Origin of the sequence: Melissospora conviva, from assembly GCF_049523535.1 — a bacterium.
In the GTDB taxonomy this organism is placed as follows: domain Bacteria; phylum Actinomycetota; class Actinomycetes; order Mycobacteriales; family Micromonosporaceae; genus Melissospora; species Melissospora conviva.
Genome location: NZ_JBLLDT010000002.1, coordinates 379886 through 397981, shown reverse-complemented (window position 1 = coordinate 397981; position 18096 = coordinate 379886). Strand labels below are relative to the sequence as shown.

Genomic DNA, 18096 nt, shown 5'->3' with positions numbered 1-18096 from the left:
CAGCCGGCTTCCTCCCCCGTGCTTTTTCGGTCCTGGTCGCCGACAATGTCGCCAACATTTCCGCCGGTAATCGGCGCAAGCCGCGTGCCATCATATGGGCCCGTCGATACACCGTGGAACCCGCGGTTGCGGCCTGTGGACAACCAATGTCCGCACAGAAATCGGCTGCCGTGGGATCCGTTGACAGATCTCCACGGCAGCCGATGTACGCGATACGTGGCGTCAGCTCGGGGTCGGCTGGGGCGTCCGGTTCGTGCAGACCGACGCGGAGCTGCTCACGTTGTCCGTGGCGTAGACGGCCAGCACCACGAAGCAGTAGTTCTGGCTGGGGCTGAGCCCCTCCAGCGTGCGGCTGGTCTGGCCGGCCGGCACGTCCGCCACCCGGCCGAGCCGGTCCCGTCCACTGGCGACGATGAACGGGACCAGCCCACCGGACGGATCGTCCCAGCTGATCGTGATCGAAGTGCCGTTGTCACGCAGCTGCACATTCGTCGGCGGCTGGCCGAGCGGCGCCGCCGACGGCGTCGGATCGGGGTCCCCGGACGCGTCGTCGCCGAGCTTGCCGATCACCAGGACGACTGCGGCAACCACCGCCACCAGTGCGGTCACCGCGAGGATCGCGACGGCCACGATGAGCCCGCGGGACTTCGGGCGATCCGTGGCAGCGGCCACCTCATTGCCGTACGCCCGCTCTGCGCCGCCGTGCTCGGCGAAGCGGGACCGGTCAGGGCCGGGGCCGCTCCAGCCCTGCTGCTGGCCGGGGCGCGGCGGCGGCGCGAAGTGCGGCGGATGCGGACCCGGCGGGTACGCGTACGCCCCGGGGGGCGAGCTGATCGGCGGGCTGCTGATCGGCGGCGAACTGATCGGTGGAGAACTCACCGGAGGTGCGCTGGCCGGGGCCCAGTTCTGGGCTTGTGGAGTCCAACCCTGCGACTGTGTCGGCGCCGCCTGTGGTGGCACCGGAGCCGCGTACGTCTGGGCAGGCATTCCCTGCGCCTGGGCCGGAGCCGCGTACGGCGGTGCCGGCGCCGCCTGTGGTTGCGGCGGTGTCACCAGCGGCATCAGGGTGGTCGCCTCGTCGCCGGCCTCGGCGATGCCGGCGGGAGCGACGATCATCGTGGGCTCGTCCGGGCCCTGCGAAGCGGCAGTGCCGGCCGGGAAGACCGTTGTCGCCTCGTCGCCGGTCTCGGCCGAGCCCAGCCGCGTCGTCGGCTCGTCGATCTGGATCGTGGTGAGGTGCGTCGTCGGCTCGGCCAGCGCGTCCAGCGCCGGATTGACCGGGCGCGCGGCGGCAGCGCCGGTCGCGGCCGGCGGCCCCGACTGCGGTACGGCCGGTGGCGCGGACTGCGGCGCGGCGGGATGCGGCGCATACGGCGTTGCCGGTGGCGCGGACTGCGGTGCGGCGGCCTGGGGCGCGTGGGGTACGGCGGCGTTCGCGCCCCCGGCCTGGGTCTGCCCGGCGGGGGCCGGGGCGGCATCGCCGAGGAAGGCTCGCGCCGCCTGCACCGCCCAGTGCTCGGCGCCGAGCACCGCAGGCCCGTCGGTCGCTATCCGGGTGTGGTGCTTTCGTGCCTCGTGCCGGTTTCCGAGCTCCTCGGCGACGCCGGCCAGGTCGGCGGTGATCCCCAGCACCAGCGGGTCGTTGCCGGCCGTCCGCCGGGACGCGGCCTCCAGCGCGATCTCCAGGATGCGCCGGGCGGCGGCGGGATCGTCGGATTCGCGGTGCAGCCGGGCGAGGAAGTGCGAGGCGGCGAGCACCTCGGGGTGATCTTCGCCGTAGCTGCGTCGGGCCGACGCGAGGACGTCGTCGAGGTATTCGCGGGCGCCGGCCGGGTCACCGGCGTTGCGCTGGGCGAGCGCTCGCTGCTGTGCGGCGGCTAGGGGAGAGGGCTGGGACACCCGCCCAATGCTGCCCGGCGCGCCGTCCTGGCGCTACCCGGGTCCCCGGGCTGTGGCCGGCTTGCTGTGTTCCGGCAGTGCCCAGGCGTCGTCGACGGGAAGGGATCGGCGTGATCACCTCGGCTGCGGCGGGCTCGAACAGGCCTCTGACCTGCGCAAAGTCGATCTCCGAACCGGGATGTGCATGATCCAATCGGGCCGTGTAAAGTAATGCCCCGTGCAGCTGGAAGGCCTGCCGACGGGCGAGAAAATCGCCGCGGTCGGACAGGGTAGGCTGTACGAGCAGGTCCGGGTGGCGGAATGGCAGACGCGCTAGCTTGAGGTGCTAGTGCCCGTATAGGGCGTGGGGGTTCAAGTCCCCCCTCGGACACCAAATTGCAGCAGCCATGCTGTGTTTCGCGTACTGGTGGTTAGGCACGCTTGACCACGCAAATCTCAGCGCAGCTACCCCTCGATCGACCCTGTCTCGATCGGGGGCGATTGTGGTGGCGGATCGTTCCGTGGCTCCCGTCATCCCTCCCGTGAGGCTGTCGGACCGGGAGCAAAGCCCGCATCGGCCGCGTGGTGGAGCCACTCGTCGTCCGCCATCGCCCCTGCCGGTGCTACCGACGTCACGCGCCGGCACGATGGTGTACGGCCTGGCTGCCATCGACAGCAGTGGCCGGATCCCCGACCGTACGGTCATCCGTGCCCTCGGACGGGGGCCGGGCACGCGGCTGCACATCCGCGAGGGCTTGGGAGTCATCGTCGTCGGGTTGGACCGGCAGGGCGTTTTCACCGTCACTGGACAGGGCCACCTCCACCTGCCGGGGACTGTCCGGCACTGGTGCGGGCTCGCCACCGGCGACCGGGTGCTGCTCGCGGCAAACCCTGCTGACGATCTGCTCGTCGTGCACCCTCCTGCCGCCCTGGACGCGATGGTCGTGGCGGTGCACGCAGACCTGCTCGGCGGTGGTCAGGCATGAGTGACACCACTGTGGGCCGGGCGGAGCTGGATGCCGCGCGGTTGTTACTGGCGCGCATGGGGATCTCGCCGGCCGATCTCGTCGACGCGGCGTCGGACCGTCCGCCAGCACCGACGTTCGCCGAGTACGTGCCGGTCGTCTCGGCGGCGGTTAGCGACGGTACCCGGCGGGCGTACGGCTCGTACTGGAAGCGGGTCCTGGAGCACCGGGCAGAGCGGCGGCTCGACGAGCCGACACCGTCGGAGATCGAGCAGCTCGCCTAGTACGCCAAGACGCACGTGGTGGCCCGGCGCAACGCGCGGGGAGGACGAAGCGCGGCGGAGCATCTGATCGCCGCGCTGCGGTGCCTCCACAGGCGGGCCGTCGCCGACGGGTACATCGCCGCAGCGGACAACCCCGCACTCAAGGTGGCCAAGCCGCGGCGCCTGCCGAGCACCAGGCGGGCGGTGGCCGATAGCAGGTTGGCGGAAATCAATGCCGTCGCCGCCAGCACGGGCGATGACCCGCGCTGGACAGTCTGCTGCGGCTGCACACCGAGACGGCGTACCGCCGGCGCGGTGCGCTGGCTCTGCGGCCGGTCGACCTCGATCCGGACCGGACCTACGGCGAGCGGTGGGCGTTCATGGTCGAGGACTTGTTCTCGACCATGAGCGGCGCGGGCCACAAGGACGAGGTGACGAAGGACTTCGAGTACACCCGGGAGGACGCCGAGATGCTGATCGTCGCGACCGCCGGGATGCTCAAGCGGCTGTCCGTCGACAGCTCGCTTTAGCCGGCCGAGAATCACATAAGGTGGCTCGGACTATCCGTTGGGTCCACGCTTCGCAGCGCCTCGGAAGATTCTGCCCTGGGTGGCTACCCAGCAGGTCAGCACGCACTGGCTACGCCATACAACCTTGACCTGGGTGGAACGGAGCTTCGGCTATGCGGTAGCTCGAGCGTTCGCAGGTTACAACGGCAGGTCCGATGCGGGTACGACCAGCACCTATGTGCGAGCTGATATCTACGAGGTCGCCCGAGCCCTGGCAGCGCTTACAGGTGAGCCGCATCCTCTGCTGCCGGCAGCTTCGGCGCCGCCCGCTGATCTTGGGGGCTCCGGGATCAAGGCTGTTGCTCGGCCCGGCGCCGGTGGCTAGTTCGGGTGATAGCCGTACTCAGCAAGCCGGTCGCGGGCGATCTGTAGTTCCTCATCGGTGAAGAGCGCCGACCAGGGTTCGCGCAGGATGAATGCCTCGACGGTGAGGTCGAGGCGGCCCTTCTCCCAGAGGGTGGTGAATCCGCTGGAGACCGAGGACGCGTGCAGGAGTTGCCGGGCCGCGCCGAGCCCGCCGTGGGTGGAGATCATGCGGATGTAGATGGTCGCGTTGTAGTTGATTTCGCGCTTCATGGCGCGGTAGCCGTTGACGAGCGCCTGGTGGAAGTTCTTCTCCAGTTCCTCGTTTCGCGCCGACGGCGCGTTCTCCGGTGCCTCGGTGGTGGCGGGTGGCACGGCGTCCATGGAAGTCTTCGGCGGCCTGCCGGCTGCGTTCGGACCGAGCGCGATGTGATCGGCGAGCCCGGTGCCGAGGTGCTGCGGACGGGGCATGCTACGCGCGTGTAATCCACGGACGAGGGCCGTGTAGATGTCGCGTAGCGAGAGCAGATCGTCCGCGCCGGGGATGCCGTCGCGTAGGACTCGGAGCAGTTCGCCGGTGAAGGCGGTGAATCGTTCACCGGCCGGAGCGATGGCAGTCGAGTTCGCCGGTGCGGAGGTGAGGGTGTAGGTGCCGCTGATGTCGATGGCGGCGGTGACTACTGATGAGACGGAGGTCATTGCGGTCGCCGCATGCCCGGAGAAGCAGCAGTCCAGGATCAGGATCCGGTTCTTCGCCGGGCTCTCGGCCAAGGCGGTGCGCAGCCACTCTATGGGAACGGCGGTGTAGGCAACGCGGTGTGGATCAGTTTCGGCCACGGCGAGGTGCAGTACTCCGCGAGGAGTAAGTAGACCATGGCCTGCGTAGTAGACGATCACGGTGTCGTCAGCGGCGTTGACAGTCTCGTCGAGCGCCGTGCCGACCTCGCGCTGGGCGCGTGGATTGATCAGCTGGCGACATCGGGAAGGATTTACTACTCCGGCGGCCGGATCCGTGAGCATTTCCGCCAGCGCGGTCACGTTGTTGGCGACGGACGGCAGGTCACTGATCGCATCACTCGTGAATTGTGCTGTTCCGATCAGCAGGGCGTTGGAGAGCCTTGGGTCCGGCAGACGCGTACTCATGAGAGTCCGCCAGTCGTCTCATACGCTTCTCGCAGCAGCCGGGCGGCGGCGCTCGCATTCGCGGAGTCGATCTCGACGCGCCGGCTGCTGTCGCCATCGGTGATCTCGACACTGATCCTGGTGCGGCGGGCCGACAGCCAGGCACTCAGCGTGCCGGCGAGCACGGCCACCGCACCGCCGCTTCCGAGCGCCACGGTCAACGTCTCCGTGACACCGCCCATGTCACCCGGCTTCAACTCCGCTGCAACCGACCGGACTCGGCCACGCAACTCGTCGTCGCGTTGGAGCCAGGCGTAGAGCGACGCCAGTTGATCGGCTGTGTCGTCAACAAGTGCGATGCTTGCGTGCACCCAACGATGATCCGCTACCCGCTGCACGAGCGCCACATGCCAGTAGTGTCGCGTAGGCGACCATTCCGAGTCCGCATGCAAGTCAAAGAAGGGCAAGCGGCCCGACGTGGCGGGCCACATCGCTATCGCCTCGTTGTGCGGCCCTGCCGACACCGTCACTAACGTTTGGTCGCCGTCGACCTGCGTCAGTTGTCCGTGGGCGCGCAACGGCACGCTGCGCTGGGCGGACCTGGATCTGGTCACCGTCTGCACCTCCGCCGCCAGAAGGATCGGCCGGAGGCAGATCCTGGCACACACGACACGAGACCGAGGCGACCTTCGACGAGGCGATGCTGGAGAAGGTTCCGGTGGAGTCGGTGCTGGTCGGCTCGGTCGGCGACGTCGCCGCCGTGCTGCTGCAGCGCTGACGACGTACCGGAGAACTTGCGGCTCCCGAGCTGGCCATGCTGTCGACCTCCGGGTTGGGAGCTTCTGAGGAGGGGGTCAGGGTTTTGTCTGAGGCGGCACCGCCTGGTCAGGGCGGATTGGAGACCAGTCCCGTCGGGTGCCGAAGGGCCCGGCCGCCTGTTGGTGCGCCTCGTTCAGGATCGCCTCCGCCTTCCGCCGTGCGGCGGCCACGATCGCCTCGGCTTCACGCCGGGCCTCGGCTCGGTGGTCGTTGCCCTGTTCCTCGGCGAGTTTGAGAATCTGTTCGACGCGGGTGCCGAGGCCGGCGAGCGTCGGTCGCTCCCCACTTCGCCGTCGCCGGTGCGCGACGACGGCTTTTCCCCTGCCCGTGCCGTCGTCCGTCACCGGTGAGTCCTTGTCGGGATCGTCCCCGACGAGGTCGGTCTCCGCCGTGCCGACCAGAGAGAGCACGATGCCGAGCGCGATGATCGCGACGCCGGGCCAGAAGGCGGCCGGTCCGAGGGCTGATCCGGCGGTGGCGCCGACACCGAGTCCGAAGAGGACCGCGCTCGTCCCGGCCGGCTTACGCATGGGTGCTCCTTCGGGATGGTGTGGGTGGGGGGTCCCGTTCCAGCATGACGATCGAGTCAACCCGGGTCGATACCCGAACTGCCCCGCGCCACCTGGCGACGGTGGGGTCGCAGGTGTGTGTTGTCGTAAGGCTGCTACCGGATCGGCACCCGGCGTGCTGGGATCACCCTTGTGGTGATGCAGTGCCGGGTGCTGGGCCCGCCGGAAGTCGTCCGGGACGGGCGGGTGGTGCCCCTCGGCGGGCCCAAACAGCAGGCACTGCTGGCGTTGTTCCTGCTGCGACCGAACCGGTTCGTCGCCGCCGACTGGCTGGTCGAGGCGCTGTGGGACGGGCGGCCACCGCCCAGCGCCCATACGACGTTGCGCACGTACGTCGCCGGGCTGCGCCGGGCCGTGGAGCCCGAGCGTTCCCGCGGTGAGCCGGCCCGGGTCCTCTGTAGCCGTCCGAGGGGGTACGAGCTGCGGGTGGCTATAGAGACCATCGATGCGATCCGGTTCGGCGGCCTCGTGGACCGGGCGGCGGCCGAGTTCGGGGCGGGGGAGCCGGCGGCCGCCGAGCGCAGCTACGCCGAGGCCTTGGCGTTGTGGCGTGGCGAGCCGCTGGCGGGCGTCGCGGAGCTGAGCGCTGTGCGCCCGGAGGTGGCACGCCTGGCTGAGCTGCGGTTCAGCGCGGAGGAGGGGTGGTTGAGCGCTGCCGTCCTGGCCGGCCGGGACGCGACGTCACTGGCGGAACTGCGCCGGTTCGTCTCGGCGCACCCGCTGCGGGAAAGGGCTCGCGCGCAGTTGATGCTGGCGCTGTACCGGTCCGGCCGGCAGACCGAGGCGCTGGCGGTCTTCGACGAGGGGCGCCGGATCCTGGCCGACGAGTACGGCCTCGACCCCGGCGAAGAGATCCGGGCGGTGCACCGGCTGATCCTGGAGCAGGCGGTGCTGTCGGAGTCCGGCCGACTGTCAGAGCCCGGCAGCCCGGCGGAGATCGTCCGTCCGGCGGGGGCCGACCCTCTGGTGCAGTCCGGCCATCCGGCGGCGTTCGGCGCACCCGATCGGGGCATGGGCCCGCTGATGGGGCGCGGCGCGGAGCTGGGGCGGCTGCGGGAAACACTGCGGACCGCAATCCGGCACGGCGGGCGGATGCTGGCCCTGGTGGGGGAGCCCGGCATCGGCAAGACCACCCTCGCCGCGGCACTCGGGACGCAGGCAGCCGCAGACGGCGTACCCGTGGTCTGGGGCCGCTGTCCTGACGTTGGGCAGGCGCCGCCGTTCTGGCTGTGGCGCCAGGTGGTACGCGTGCTCGTGGCGATGCAGGAGGCCGGCGCCACGGGCTCGGCGAGCCGGCTGGACGGGTTCGCCGCCGGATCGCTGCCCGGACCGGCAGACAACGGACCCGACCCAACGGCGCGGTTCCAGGTGTACGAGGCCGTGTCCGAACTGGTGCGCGCGGTGGCCCGGCAGCGCGGCCTGCTGGTCGTGCTGGACGACCTGCACGCCGCCGACCCGGATTCGCTGCTGTTGCTGCGGTTCCTCTGTGCCCAGCTGTCGGGCGCCCGGGCCCTGGTGGTCGCCACTCTCCGGCCGTATGAGCATGATCCGGCCCTGGTGGCGACCGTCGCCGAGCTGGCGCGCGGATCGGGGTTCGGTCAGCTCCGGCTCGCCGGACTGGACGCGTCCTCGGTCGCCGACCTCGTCCGGGACCGGACCGGGGTGGCGCCGTCGGAGCCGGTGGTGGCCCGGCTGGTGACCCGTACCGGCGGGAATCCCTTCTTCATCACCGAGCTGCTCCGGTCCCACGCTGACCCGGCAGCCGGCGCGGAGCTGCCGCCGAGCATCCGGGACACCGTACGGCTGCGGCTCGGCGGGCTCCCCGATGCCGCCCGGCGCTGCCTCGACCTGCTCAGCGTGGCCGGCCACGACCTGGACCTTCAGGTGATGGCGACGGCGCTGGACACCACGGCCCCGGCGCTCGCCGAAGGGCTCGCCCCGGCGTACACGGCGGCCCTGGTGACCGAGGCCGGACCGGGCGCGGTCACCTTCTGCCATCCGCTCATCGCCGAGGTCACCTACGCCGAACTGGTCCCGCCGCGCCGGGCCGCGCTGCACGCCCGGCTGGCCAGGACCTACGAGCGGGCCGCCGATGTGGCACCGGCCGAGCTGGCCCACCACTACGGTCAGGCCATCGGGCTCGGCCACGGCGAGGACTACCTGCGGTGGTCACTGCGCGCCGCCGACGACGCGACCCGGCGGGTCGCCTACGAGGACGCGCTCGGCCACCTCGAACGCGCCGCCCACCGGCTCGCCCCGGCCGCGCAGGTGTCGCCCGCCGCGGCGATGACCGAACTGGGCGTCCAGTTGCACCGCGCGTCTCTGCTGCAGATGACGGTCGGTGTCGGCAGCGACGCCGTCGACCAGGTCTGCGCCCGCGCCCGTGAGCTGTTGACGCTGGCGGGGCCGGATGCCGACATCCGTCACGCCCTCTGGGCGCTGGGGGAGCTGGCCGCCAACCGGGCCGAGTACGCGATCTGCGCCGATCTCGCCGGGCGACTGGTGCGGGCCGAGGACGACGGCAGCGGGTTGTTCGCCGTGGCCGGCGGGTACCTGCTGGGCGCCCTCGGCTACTTCATCGGCCGGCCGGCCGATGGCGAGCGCCGGCTCACCGCCGCGATCGACCGGCTGCGCACGGTCGACCGGGGACTGCTGCGCCGGGAGGTGGGCCGGCGTCCGGTGCTGGGCTGCCACAACTTCCGGGCGCTGGTCCGCTCGGTGCGCGGCGACCGCTGCGGCGCCTGGGCGGACATTGCCGACGCCGAGGCCCTCGCCGAGGAGCTGGACGACCCGTACGGCCGGGCGAACGCGGCACTCTACGCCGCCTGGCTGGCGATGCAGGAACACGACGTCGTCGCGGCTGATTCCGCGGCGCGCCGGTGCCGGGACATCGGCCGGGCCACCGGCCTGCCGCACATGGTGGCAACCGGTGCGTTCTTCACCGAATGGGCTGCCGCCCGGGGCGGCGACCACGGGCGGCTCGAAGCTATGTGCGCCGCCGGTGACGAGATCTACCGTCCGGGACTGCGCTCCACCCGGACCATCCTGCTCTGCGCGATGGCCGAGGCGTACCTGACCGCCGGCCGCGCGGAGAGAGCGGCGAGCTTGGCGCAGGAGGGGCTGGCCGTGGCGGACCGGGTGGGCGAGCGGGTGTTCGTCGCGGAGCTGCACCGGATCCGCGGCGTAGCCCGCCGTGACCGAACGGAGTGGAACACCGGGGCCCGGATCGCCACCGAACAGGGTGCCCGGCTGTTCCTGCCCCGGTTCGCCGCCGACGGCGCTTCCCGCCGGCTGTAGAGGCCGGCCTCCACGTCGTCTCCACAGCTTTTCCACGCCGGCCTGGTGCCCTGGTCAGCGTCGGGTGAGGACGGCCGGCGCCGTCTCCACAGGAAGCCGTTGTCGAAAGGGCAGCACGATGAATCCGGTACAACCGTCGGTTCACCACCCGGTCCAGGAGGTCGAGGTGGCAGTCATCGGCTGCGGGCCGGTGGGCGCGCTCACCGCCAACCTGCTCGGCGCCCGCGGCGTCACCACGCTGGTCGTGGAGCGCAGCGTCGCCCCGCACGGCCAGCCGCGGGCCTTTTCCTGCGACGACGAGGCGTTGCGCATCTACCAGCAGGCCGGCCTGCTCGACGAGCTGCGGGACGACATGATCGCCCCGCCGCTCGTCGAGTACGTCAACCGCGCGGGCCGGGTCTTCGCCCGGATGGCGCTGTCCGAGACGGATTTCGGGTACGGGCACGCGCCGCTGCGCTTCTTCGACCAGCCACGGCTGGAACGGACGCTGCGGGCCGGGCTGGGCCGCTTCGGACACGTCCAGCTCTCGCTCGGCACCGAACTGGTCGGCCTCACGCAGGACGACGACGGGGTGACCGTGCAGCTGTCCGATGTGGCCACCCAACGGCGGTGGACGGTCCGCGCCAGGTATGTGCTCGGTTGCGACGGCGCCCGCAGTGCCACCCGGTCGGCCGTCCGGATCCCGCTGGCCGGGGCGAGCTACGCCGAGCCGTGGCTGGCGGTCTCCGGCGACGTGCCACCCGACGCCGTACGGGTCAAGGACACCAGGTTCGTCTGCGACTGGCAGCGGCCCGCGTTCGTGTCTCCCGGCGCGGCCGACAGCTACCGGCTGGAGTTCATGCTGCGCCCGGGCGAGACCGAGGCCGAGATGCAGCAGCCGGACATCATCGCCGCGCTCGTCTCACCGTACGTCGATCCGGCACGTTTCGGCGTCACCCGGGCGGTGGTCTACTCCTTCCACCACCTCATCGCGCAGCGGTGGCGGCAGGGGAGGGTCTTCCTGCTGGGCGACGCGGCCCACCAGATGCCCCCGTTCATGGGCCAGGGTCTGTGCAGCGGGCTGCGTGACGCGGCGAACCTGTCGTGGAAACTGGCCCTGGTGCTGTCGGGCGCCGCCGACGCTGCGGTACTGGAGACGTACGAGACCGAGCGGCGCCCGCACACCACGGAGATGGCGCGCACGAGCGTCCGGCTGGGGCACGTCTTCCTGGCCCGCAACCGCTCCGCCGCCTGGCTTCGGGACACAGTGCTCCGGGCGCTCCAGACGATCCCCCGGGTACGGCGGTTCGTGGAGCGGTTCGAGTTCAAGCCGGTGCCGGCGTACCGGCGGGGCCTGATGGCCGGCGGTCGGCGAGACGGCGTGGTCGGGACGATGTTTCCCCAGCCGCGGATCGTGATGCCGGGGTCCACCGGTGTGCGCCTGCTCGACGAGGCGCTCGGCGACGGCTTCGCCGTGCTCGGCCCCGCCGCAGCGGGCAGTGCGTTCGGATCGCAGTGGCAAGGGCTGCCGGTGCGGTTCGTTGCCGTCCACCCGTGCGGCACCCCGGTGGCAGATCTGCCGGTCCCGGCCAGGGCGGGCCGGCCGGAGCGGGTCGATGTCGTCGACGTCGACGGTGTGCTCGGCGGGTGGCTGCGGCGCCACCGCGCCGACCTGGTGGTGCTGCGGCCGGACCGGTTCGTCTTCGCCCTGACGGCGGCCGTCGCGTTGGAGCAGACCGGGCGGGATCTGAGTGCCACCCTCGGCGTGTCGTCGGGCGGACCGGGTCGGCCCCTGCCGCACGGCCCGGGGGTCGCGGCGGCACCGGGACGGCGGATGTGACCATGCCGGTCTCGTTAATCCACATTCGTGAGGCGACCACGAAGGGGAGCGAGGTGAGCACGTACGACCGATCGATCCTTTCCAGAAAGTTAACCCTCGTTTACAGTGCTGTCATAGGCCGTAGGGCCCTCGAAGCACAATCCGCGGGGTGCGCCGGTCTCATCAGCACCAGGCCCGGTTACGACTAAAGGAGTAGCCCATGGACCCTGCCGACACCCTCGCCGACGAGTGCGCCAAGACGGCGGCCGGGCTGACCGTTCCCGCGCTGCTGCACCGCAATGCCACCGAGTTCGCCGATCTGCCGGCGTTGACCACCCTCGGCCGTGACGACACCCGTACGTGGGCCGAGCTGCGCGCTGAGGTCACCGAGCTCTCCTGCGGCCTGGCCGAAATCGGCCTGGAGCCGGGGCACCGCATGTTGATCATGATGTCGAGCAGGCCGGAACACTGGCTGGTCGACCTGGCCGCAGTCCATCTGGGCGCGGTGCCCTCCACGATCTATCCGACACTGAGCGCCGATCAGATGCGCTACCTGGCGCTGCACAGCGGTGCCCAGGTGCTCGTGCTCGAAGGCGCCGCCGAGCTGGCCCGCTGGCGGGCGATCCTGCCCGAGCTGCCGCAGCTTCGCCGGGTGGTGCTGGTCAACGGGGCCGAACCCGGCGACGGTGACCCGATGCTCGTGCCGCTGTCGCAGTTACGTTCCATCGGCCGGGCCGCGCACCGGAGCGACCCGGACGCCTTCGAGCGGCGCTGGCGGGAGATCCGCCCCGAGCAGCCGGTGACGCTGCTGTACACCTCGGGGACGACCGGCGACCCGAAGGGCGTCGTGCTCAGCCACCACAACGTGATCTATCAGGCGGTGGCACTTGAGGCCCTCGTGGCCGTCCCCGATCACGCGCCGTCGGTCGCCTATCTGCCGCTGGCCCACATCGCCGAGCGGTTCCTGGGCGTCTACAACCCCATTTACCGCGCCGGTCACGTGACCATCTGCCCCGACCCCACGCAGCTGGTCATGGCGCTGCGTGCGGTCGCTCCGCCCTCGTTCTTCGGCGTGCCGCGGATCTGGGAGAAGATGGCCGCCGGCATCCAGGCCCAGTTGGCCACCGTGGAGCCCGCGGTGCGGGCCGCCTTCGACGCCGCCGGCGCGCTTGCCCTTCAGGCGTACGAGCTGCGCGCGGCGGGCCAGGCCGTGCCGGACGAGTTGGCGGCCCGGTTGGCGCAGGCCGACGCCACGGTGCTGCGACCGATCAAGTCCTCACTGGGTCTGCAGAACATGGTCTGGGCCGGCAGCGGGGCGGCCCCGATCCCCGTCGAGGTCCTGCGGTTCCTCGCCGGGATCGGCGTCGACGTGCTGGAGGTGTGGGGGATGACCGAGACCACCGGCACCGCCACCATCAACCTCCCGGAGCGTTTCCGCACCGGGACCGTCGGGCGGCCGCACCTCGGCATGCGGGTGCGCCTCGCCGACGACGGCGAGATCCTCGTGCGCGGCCCGCTGGTCTGCTCGGGCTACCTGCGCGGCGACGGCGGCGTCGAGCCGATCGTCGACGCGGACGGCTGGCTCGCCACCGGTGACGTCGGCACCGTCGACGAGGACGGCTTCCTCACCATCACCGACCGCAAAAAGGAACTCATCATCACCTCGAGCGGCAAGAACATCTCGCCGGCGCAGATCGAAGGGCTGCTCCGGGCGCATCCGCTCATCGGTCAGGCGGTCGCGATCGGCGACCGGAGGCCCTACGTCACCGCGTTGATCGTGCTGGATGACGAGTTCGCGCCGCAGTGGGCGCGGGCGCGCGGCATCGCCGACGCGCAGCTGCCCGACCTGGCCTCGGACCCGCTGCTGCTCGCCGAGATCCAGGCCGCCGTCGACGCCGCGAACGCCAAACTCGCCCGGCCGGAGCAGGTCAAGAGTTTCCAGGTGCTGCCGTCGAGCTGGACGCCGGAGTCCGGCGAGCTGACCCCGACCTTGAAGCTGCGGCGGCGCATCATCGTCGACCGCTACAGCGAGAGCATCAACGGCCTCTACTAGTCGGCGGGAGACCACCGCCGGGCGGGCCGCCGTGCGCCACTGCGCGCGCGGCGTCCGCCGTGTCTGCCACTCCTGCCAGGTTGTCGAGCCGCACCTCCAGCGCCACGTTGCCGGAGGTGCGGCTCGCGTCGTACACGCCTCTTGCCGAGACAGTCAAGCTCCTCTATGTTAATAGAGAATCACATGCTCGATGCACTGGAAACTCGCTTTCAGTACGTCCGCAAGCTCGTGTTCAGGGAGATTTCTGGCCGATTTGGGAAGTGGTGCAAATGGAAAATCTCAACAGACGAAGAGTCCTGACCCTCGGTGCCGCGCTGGGCCTGGCGGCCGCGGCAGAGGCGCCCAAGGCCTGGGCGTGGTCGTCGGCCAACTCGATCGCCGGCACCGACACGGTCATCGACCCGTGGGACGTCTGGGATGACGACACCGACCCGCTCGTCGCCACCCTGCTCGACAACGGTCAGATCCCGGCCGTCAACGCCGCGTTCGACTCCTGGCGCAGAAACGGCGACCCACTGCCCAGTGGTCTCCCTCCCGCGCTCACCGCCTATCTCTCCCGCGTCAACACCCTGCCGGCCTGGGCCGACCAGGCCAAGCTCGACCGTGCCGCGCAGTTCAACGAGCGCATGAGCATGTACTTCTTCCTGCTGTACGGCCTCGGCAGCGGAATCATGAGCACGGTGATCCCGCGGGAAGCCCGCAACGTCTACTGGTCCGAGGGCGGTGCCGACATGCAGGCGCGCGCGGCCAAGACCTTCACGTACGGGTACGACCTGAACGCCGCCGACGCCTTCAAGCCGACGGGCCACTTCGTGGTCACCTCCCACAAGACCCGCCTGACCCACGCCGCGGTGCGGCACCTGCTGCCCCAGTCGCCCGCCTGGCGGGCGGTCACCGACCATCCGATCCCGATCAGCAACGGCGACATCCTGATCACCTTCCACAGCCTCGGCACGTACGTGCACAGCAAGCTGCGCGAGTGGCGCGGCTGGGGCCTGCGGGTGTCGGCCGCGGAGGAGGAGGCCTACTTGCACATGTGGCAGGTCGCGCTGCACCTGCTGGGCGTGCGGGACGAGTTCATCCCGAACAGCTGGGCTGCCGCCCACGAGCAGTCGCAGTACGTGCTGACGCCACTGCTGGCGCCGACCCGGGAGGGCATCGACCTGGCCGACACCCTGTTGAACCTGACCTCCTCGGTCGACCTGGGCGTCACCAAAGGATTCCAGCGCGAGTTCGCGCGCTACCTGCTCAGCGACAGAATCGGCAACTGGCTGCGGCTGCCGCGCGACTATGTGTCGCGGGGCGTGATCGAGGCCGGCTGGCCGACGTACCTGGTGTTCCGCGAAGGGTTGTCGCCGGTCATGCCGCGCACCTTCTCCATGTTCGACCGGTTCGTGCGGGGCCTGGCGATGCTCTTCCTCAACAACGGCAGCTCGCCGGACCACACTCCCATCACCATTCCGACCCGGAACCGGCCCGGCGCCTGAGCCGGCCGCTTCATCGCATGAGGGCGCCGGTGACCAGGGCCGTGACAGCGTCCCGGTGAGCGGGCGTGTTCTGCCAGCGCAGAGCACGCCCGCCCTCGACCACGACGCCGAACCCCGCATGCACCAGCAGCCGGGCCTGTCGCGCGTCCAGCTCCGGGCGGAGTGTCCGCAGCTGCTGCTCCCAGACGGCGATGTGCTCACGCTGCGCGAGGATCAGTGGGCGCTGCAGATCGGCCGGAAGGCTGGCGACCTCCGCGTCGGCGACGCTGTTGAGCGCGTTGTGTTCGAAGCAGTAGGCAACGTACGCCGCGGCCAGCGCGGCCATCGCCTGACGCGGATCGGCGGCCTGGCGGAGGCTGCGGTCAACCGCCTGAGCCAGCAGCCCCGCCGCCTGCAGACACGCGCTCACCAGGATGTCGACCTTGCCGGTGTAATGGCGGTAGATCGCGGACGGGGCGAGCCCGGCGGCCTGCGCGATCTGCACGTTCGTGACGTTGGCGAACCCGTCCCGGGCGAACAGCGGGATGGCCGCCGCCAGGATCTCGGCCCGCCGGGTGCGCGGCACCGGCTGGACCGGCAACTCGACCTGGCGGGTGCTGCCGGCAGCCGCCGTCGGATCGGTGGCGACCACACCCATGGCGGATGCCAGCAACAACTCCTCGATCCGGCGCTGCGCGATCGAGGTGCGGTGCATGGTGACGGACCCGATCACGCCGAGGGCCGCCACCGCCCGGAGCCGCTCCTCGGGCAGCGGGTACTCGCGCCGCACCATCTCGATGACACGCCCGACGACGTGCGTGAACTTCGTGCGCAGCTGCCGGCGGTCCTCCCGCTCGAGGTAGCGGGCCTCCCAGCGGTAGAGGCCACCCGACGCGCGGTGCGAGACAGTGACCCGGATGAGAGCGGCGAGCACGTCCTGCAGGGCCGCCTCCGGTGGCCACTGGTCGAGGACCTCGATGAGGTTGTCCACCATGCCGTTGGCGCATTCGGCGAAGAGCGCGTACTTGTTGGGAAAGTGCCGGTATAGGGCCGCCGCGCTGATACCGACGACGGCGGCGATCTCCTCCATGGACGCCCCGTGGTAGCCGCGCTCGCTGAAGACCTGGCCGGCCGCGTCGACGATGCTCTGTTTGCGGTTGCGCGGCCGGGTGGCGGCAGTCGGCCCGGTGGTCACCGGGTCACCCGATCAGACGTGGGCGGGCGCAAGACCATAGGTGCCAGTCAATCACAGCGCCATTACGGCTCTGTGAAGCCACGGGCGGGCTCCGGTCGAGCATGCAGCACCGTGCCCCGGAGGGCCTCTCGGGTCACCCCGGTCGGCGTGGTCAGGGACATCCCGGAACGTACCCGGAAAGGCGGCCTTTCCTCTGGTATGGCACCCCGGTGCCAGGTGACGCTGCCGGTACCGACACCGGAGGTGCCACGTGGCCGCACGACGACATCCCGTCACCCGAGTCCTCAGCACCCTGGCCGCTGTGGTCGTCGTTCTCTGTGGAGCCGGCGCCGTCGCGGCGGGCTGGGCGTTCAGCCGTGTCGGCACCGACACGGTCGACCGGGTCGATTTCGTACGCCCGCTCGCCGTGCCGCCTCTGGCACCCTCGCGCGTCGACGGGTGCAGTTGCGGGCGGCCGAGCGGCTCGCCCCGTCCCCGGTGGTGCCGGACGCGCTGGTGCCGATGGAACGTCTCGGCCCGGCCTCCGCCGTCGCCACCCGCACCCTCGAATTCCTCGGTCGCGGCATCAACGGCCGCTCGATGGACATGGACCGGATCGACTTCGCCGCCACCCGCGGCACGACCGAGGTCTGGGAGGTGGTGAACGCCGAGGACACCCCGCACAACTTCCACGTGCACGACGCGCAGTTCCAGGTGCTGACCGTCGGCGGTGGTCCGCCACCTGCGGCGTTGAGCGGCTGGAAGGACACCGTCTATCTGCCGCCGCACCGGCCGATCCGCATCGCCCTGCGCTTCACCGACCACAGCGACCCGGACGTGCCGTACATGTACCACTGCCACCTGCTCTGGCACGAGGACACCGGGATGATGGGGCAGTTCGTGGTGGTGGAACCGGGCCAGTCGCCAGGGCGCCCACCCCGCCACGGCGACCACACCGGACACGACTGAGGTACGCCGATGAGCACACCACCCGGCTAGCCTCTGTCCCGTGACCCTTCACCGGTTGTCGATCCGCGAGGCGCGGCGCATTGCTGTACGTGCGCAGCTTCTGGACGGCGCGCGGCCGGGCGGACTCGTCGAGATGGTGCGTCACCTGACCCTGCTGCAGATCGATCCGACCGCGGCTGTCGCACCCACGGCAGACCTCGTCTGCTGGAGCCGGCTGGGCCGGGACCGGCTCTGGGACCTCGCCGAGCGGATTTACCCCGACGAGCCCATGGTGCCGCCGGCCGAGGCGCTGCGCCGACGCGACGAACGCCGTCTGCGGGCGTTGGGCATCGCCCGGGCCAAGACGACCAAGGTGCCGATCGAGCCGTACGACGTCGGCGAGGCCGGCGAACCGGCGGTCGTGGAGGGCGTGCCGGGGCCGTGGCGGGTCGACCCGGCCCAGCTCGGGCAGCCGTTCAATGGACGTACGGCGCTGTTGTCGCCCTTCGACCGCCTCATCCACGACCGGAGGCGCGCACTGGAGCTCTTCGATTTCGACTATGGACTGGAGATGTACAAGCCGGCCACGAGGCGGCGCTGGGGGTACTACGCATTGCCGATCCTGCACGGCGACCGGCTGGTGGGCAACCTCGACGCGAAGGCCGACCGCAAGGCGGGGGTGCTTCGGGTGAACGCCGTCCACGAGGACGAGCCGTTCGGCGCCGACGTCACCGCAGCCGTCGACGGTGAGATCGCGGCGCTCGCCGACTGGCTTCAATTGGAACTGGTGCGCGGGTAGGCAGGCGCTCCACCCTGGCCGTGGCCTGGGTCGCCGCCGGACGCCGCGCCGCCTACGTCACCGATGGCCGGTT

Annotated in this window: 14 protein-coding genes, 1 tRNA gene and 1 pseudogene; 11 read left to right on the top strand and 5 right to left on the bottom strand. The window is 70.9% G+C overall.

The window, feature by feature from the left end:
* Positions 1-222: 222 nt before the first annotated feature.
* Positions 223-1899 carry a fibronectin type III domain-containing protein gene (locus tag ACK8GG_RS06935; protein WP_440355878.1) on the bottom strand — a complete coding sequence of 559 codons (1677 nt, stop codon included), beginning with the start codon at positions 1897-1899 and terminating at the stop codon, positions 223-225.
* A gap of 286 nt (positions 1900-2185) precedes the next feature.
* On the opposite strand from ACK8GG_RS06935, the gene ACK8GG_RS06930 reads away from it, so the two are divergent.
* The 4 genes from ACK8GG_RS06930 (at position 2186) to ACK8GG_RS06915 (ending at position 3636) form a co-directional block, all read left to right on the top strand.
* Positions 2186-2272: transfer RNA gene (locus ACK8GG_RS06930), tRNA-Leu, on the top strand.
* A gap of 226 nt (positions 2273-2498) precedes the next feature.
* A complete protein-coding gene (locus ACK8GG_RS06925; RefSeq protein WP_440355877.1) occupies positions 2499-2864 on the top strand; it encodes an AbrB/MazE/SpoVT family DNA-binding domain-containing protein in 366 nt (121 codons plus the stop codon).
* A complete protein-coding gene (locus ACK8GG_RS06920; RefSeq protein WP_440352878.1) occupies positions 2861-3127 on the top strand; it encodes a hypothetical protein in 267 nt (88 codons plus the stop codon). Before ACK8GG_RS06925 ends, ACK8GG_RS06920 begins: the two co-directional genes overlap by 4 nt.
* A 359-nt stretch (positions 3128-3486) precedes the next feature.
* The gene (locus ACK8GG_RS06915) at positions 3487-3636 is read left to right on the top strand and encodes a hypothetical protein (protein ID WP_440352879.1); all 150 of its coding nucleotides are present in this window, start codon (positions 3487-3489) and stop codon (positions 3634-3636) included.
* Positions 3637-3996: 360 nt separating this feature from the next.
* Here the strand turns inward: ACK8GG_RS06915 and ACK8GG_RS06910 are convergent, their stop codons facing one another.
* The 3 genes from ACK8GG_RS06910 to ACK8GG_RS06900 all read right to left on the bottom strand — a co-directional run bounded on the left by ACK8GG_RS06910 (position 3997) and on the right by ACK8GG_RS06900 (position 6449).
* The gene (locus ACK8GG_RS06910; protein ID WP_440352880.1) at positions 3997-5121 is read right to left on the bottom strand and encodes a caspase family protein; all 1125 of its coding nucleotides are present in this window, start codon (positions 5119-5121) and stop codon (positions 3997-3999) included.
* A complete protein-coding gene (locus ACK8GG_RS06905) occupies positions 5118-5714 on the bottom strand; it encodes an effector-associated constant component EACC1 (protein WP_440352881.1) in 597 nt (198 codons plus the stop codon). Before ACK8GG_RS06905 ends, ACK8GG_RS06910 begins: the two co-directional genes overlap by 4 nt.
* Before the next feature lie 240 nt (positions 5715-5954).
* The gene (locus ACK8GG_RS06900; RefSeq protein ID WP_440352882.1) at positions 5955-6449 is read right to left on the bottom strand and encodes a hypothetical protein; all 495 of its coding nucleotides are present in this window, start codon (positions 6447-6449) and stop codon (positions 5955-5957) included.
* A 177-nt stretch (positions 6450-6626) separates the two neighbouring features.
* On the opposite strand from ACK8GG_RS06900, the gene ACK8GG_RS06895 reads away from it, so the two are divergent.
* From ACK8GG_RS06895 to ACK8GG_RS06880, 4 genes are all read left to right on the top strand, one after another.
* Positions 6627-9785, top strand: coding sequence for an ATP-binding protein (locus ACK8GG_RS06895; RefSeq protein ID WP_440355876.1), 3159 nt, complete (start codon positions 6627-6629; stop codon positions 9783-9785).
* Positions 9786-9903: 118 nt separating this feature from the next.
* The gene (locus tag ACK8GG_RS06890; RefSeq protein WP_440355875.1) at positions 9904-11604 is read left to right on the top strand and encodes a bifunctional 3-(3-hydroxy-phenyl)propionate/3-hydroxycinnamic acid hydroxylase; all 1701 of its coding nucleotides are present in this window, start codon (positions 9904-9906) and stop codon (positions 11602-11604) included.
* 199 nt (positions 11605-11803) lie between these two features.
* The gene (locus ACK8GG_RS06885; RefSeq protein WP_440355874.1) at positions 11804-13636 is read left to right on the top strand and encodes an AMP-dependent synthetase/ligase; all 1833 of its coding nucleotides are present in this window, start codon (positions 11804-11806) and stop codon (positions 13634-13636) included.
* A gap of 269 nt (positions 13637-13905) precedes the next feature.
* Positions 13906-15123, top strand: a complete 1218-nt coding sequence (locus ACK8GG_RS06880; protein ID WP_440355873.1) for an oxygenase MpaB family protein — start codon at positions 13906-13908, stop codon at positions 15121-15123.
* A 10-nt stretch (positions 15124-15133) separates the two neighbouring features.
* Here ACK8GG_RS06880 and ACK8GG_RS06875 read toward each other — a convergent pair whose 3' ends face one another.
* Positions 15134-16297, bottom strand: a complete 1164-nt coding sequence (locus tag ACK8GG_RS06875; protein WP_440352887.1) for a TetR/AcrR family transcriptional regulator — start codon at positions 16295-16297, stop codon at positions 15134-15136.
* Positions 16298-16735: 438 nt separating this feature from the next.
* On the opposite strand from ACK8GG_RS06875, the gene ACK8GG_RS06870 reads away from it, so the two are divergent.
* From ACK8GG_RS06870 to ACK8GG_RS06860, 3 genes and pseudogenes are all read left to right on the top strand, one after another.
* Positions 16736-17245, top strand: coding sequence for a multicopper oxidase domain-containing protein (locus ACK8GG_RS06870; protein WP_440348870.1), 510 nt, complete (start codon positions 16736-16738; stop codon positions 17243-17245).
* 40 nt (positions 17246-17285) lie between these two features.
* Positions 17286-18023, top strand: coding sequence for a DNA glycosylase AlkZ-like family protein (locus ACK8GG_RS06865; protein WP_440355872.1), 738 nt, complete (start codon positions 17286-17288; stop codon positions 18021-18023).
* Positions 17978-18091 (top strand): annotated as a pseudogene (locus ACK8GG_RS06860) (inositol monophosphatase family protein); the annotation flags it as partial. The gene ACK8GG_RS06865 and the pseudogene ACK8GG_RS06860, both read left to right, overlap by 46 nt.
* Between the last annotated feature and the right edge of the window lie 5 nt (positions 18092-18096).

Coding starts and splice junctions, on each gene's coding strand:
- ACK8GG_RS06920 (WP_440352878.1), top strand. CDS start 2,861: ATGAGTGACACCACTGTGGGCCGGGCGGAGCTGGATGCCGCGCGGTTG.
- ACK8GG_RS06915 (WP_440352879.1), top strand. CDS start 3,487: ATGGTCGAGGACTTGTTCTCGACCATGAGCGGCGCGGGCCACAAGGAC.
- ACK8GG_RS06910 (WP_440352880.1), bottom strand. CDS start 5,121: ATGAGTACGCGTCTGCCGGACCCAAGGCTCTCCAACGCCCTGCTGATC.
- ACK8GG_RS06900 (WP_440352882.1), bottom strand. CDS start 6,449: ATGCGTAAGCCGGCCGGGACGAGCGCGGTCCTCTTCGGACTCGGTGTC.
- ACK8GG_RS06895 (WP_440355876.1), top strand. CDS start 6,627: ATGCAGTGCCGGGTGCTGGGCCCGCCGGAAGTCGTCCGGGACGGGCGG.
- ACK8GG_RS06890 (WP_440355875.1), top strand. CDS start 9,904: ATGAATCCGGTACAACCGTCGGTTCACCACCCGGTCCAGGAGGTCGAG.
- ACK8GG_RS06885 (WP_440355874.1), top strand. CDS start 11,804: ATGGACCCTGCCGACACCCTCGCCGACGAGTGCGCCAAGACGGCGGCC.
- ACK8GG_RS06880 (WP_440355873.1), top strand. CDS start 13,906: ATGGAAAATCTCAACAGACGAAGAGTCCTGACCCTCGGTGCCGCGCTG.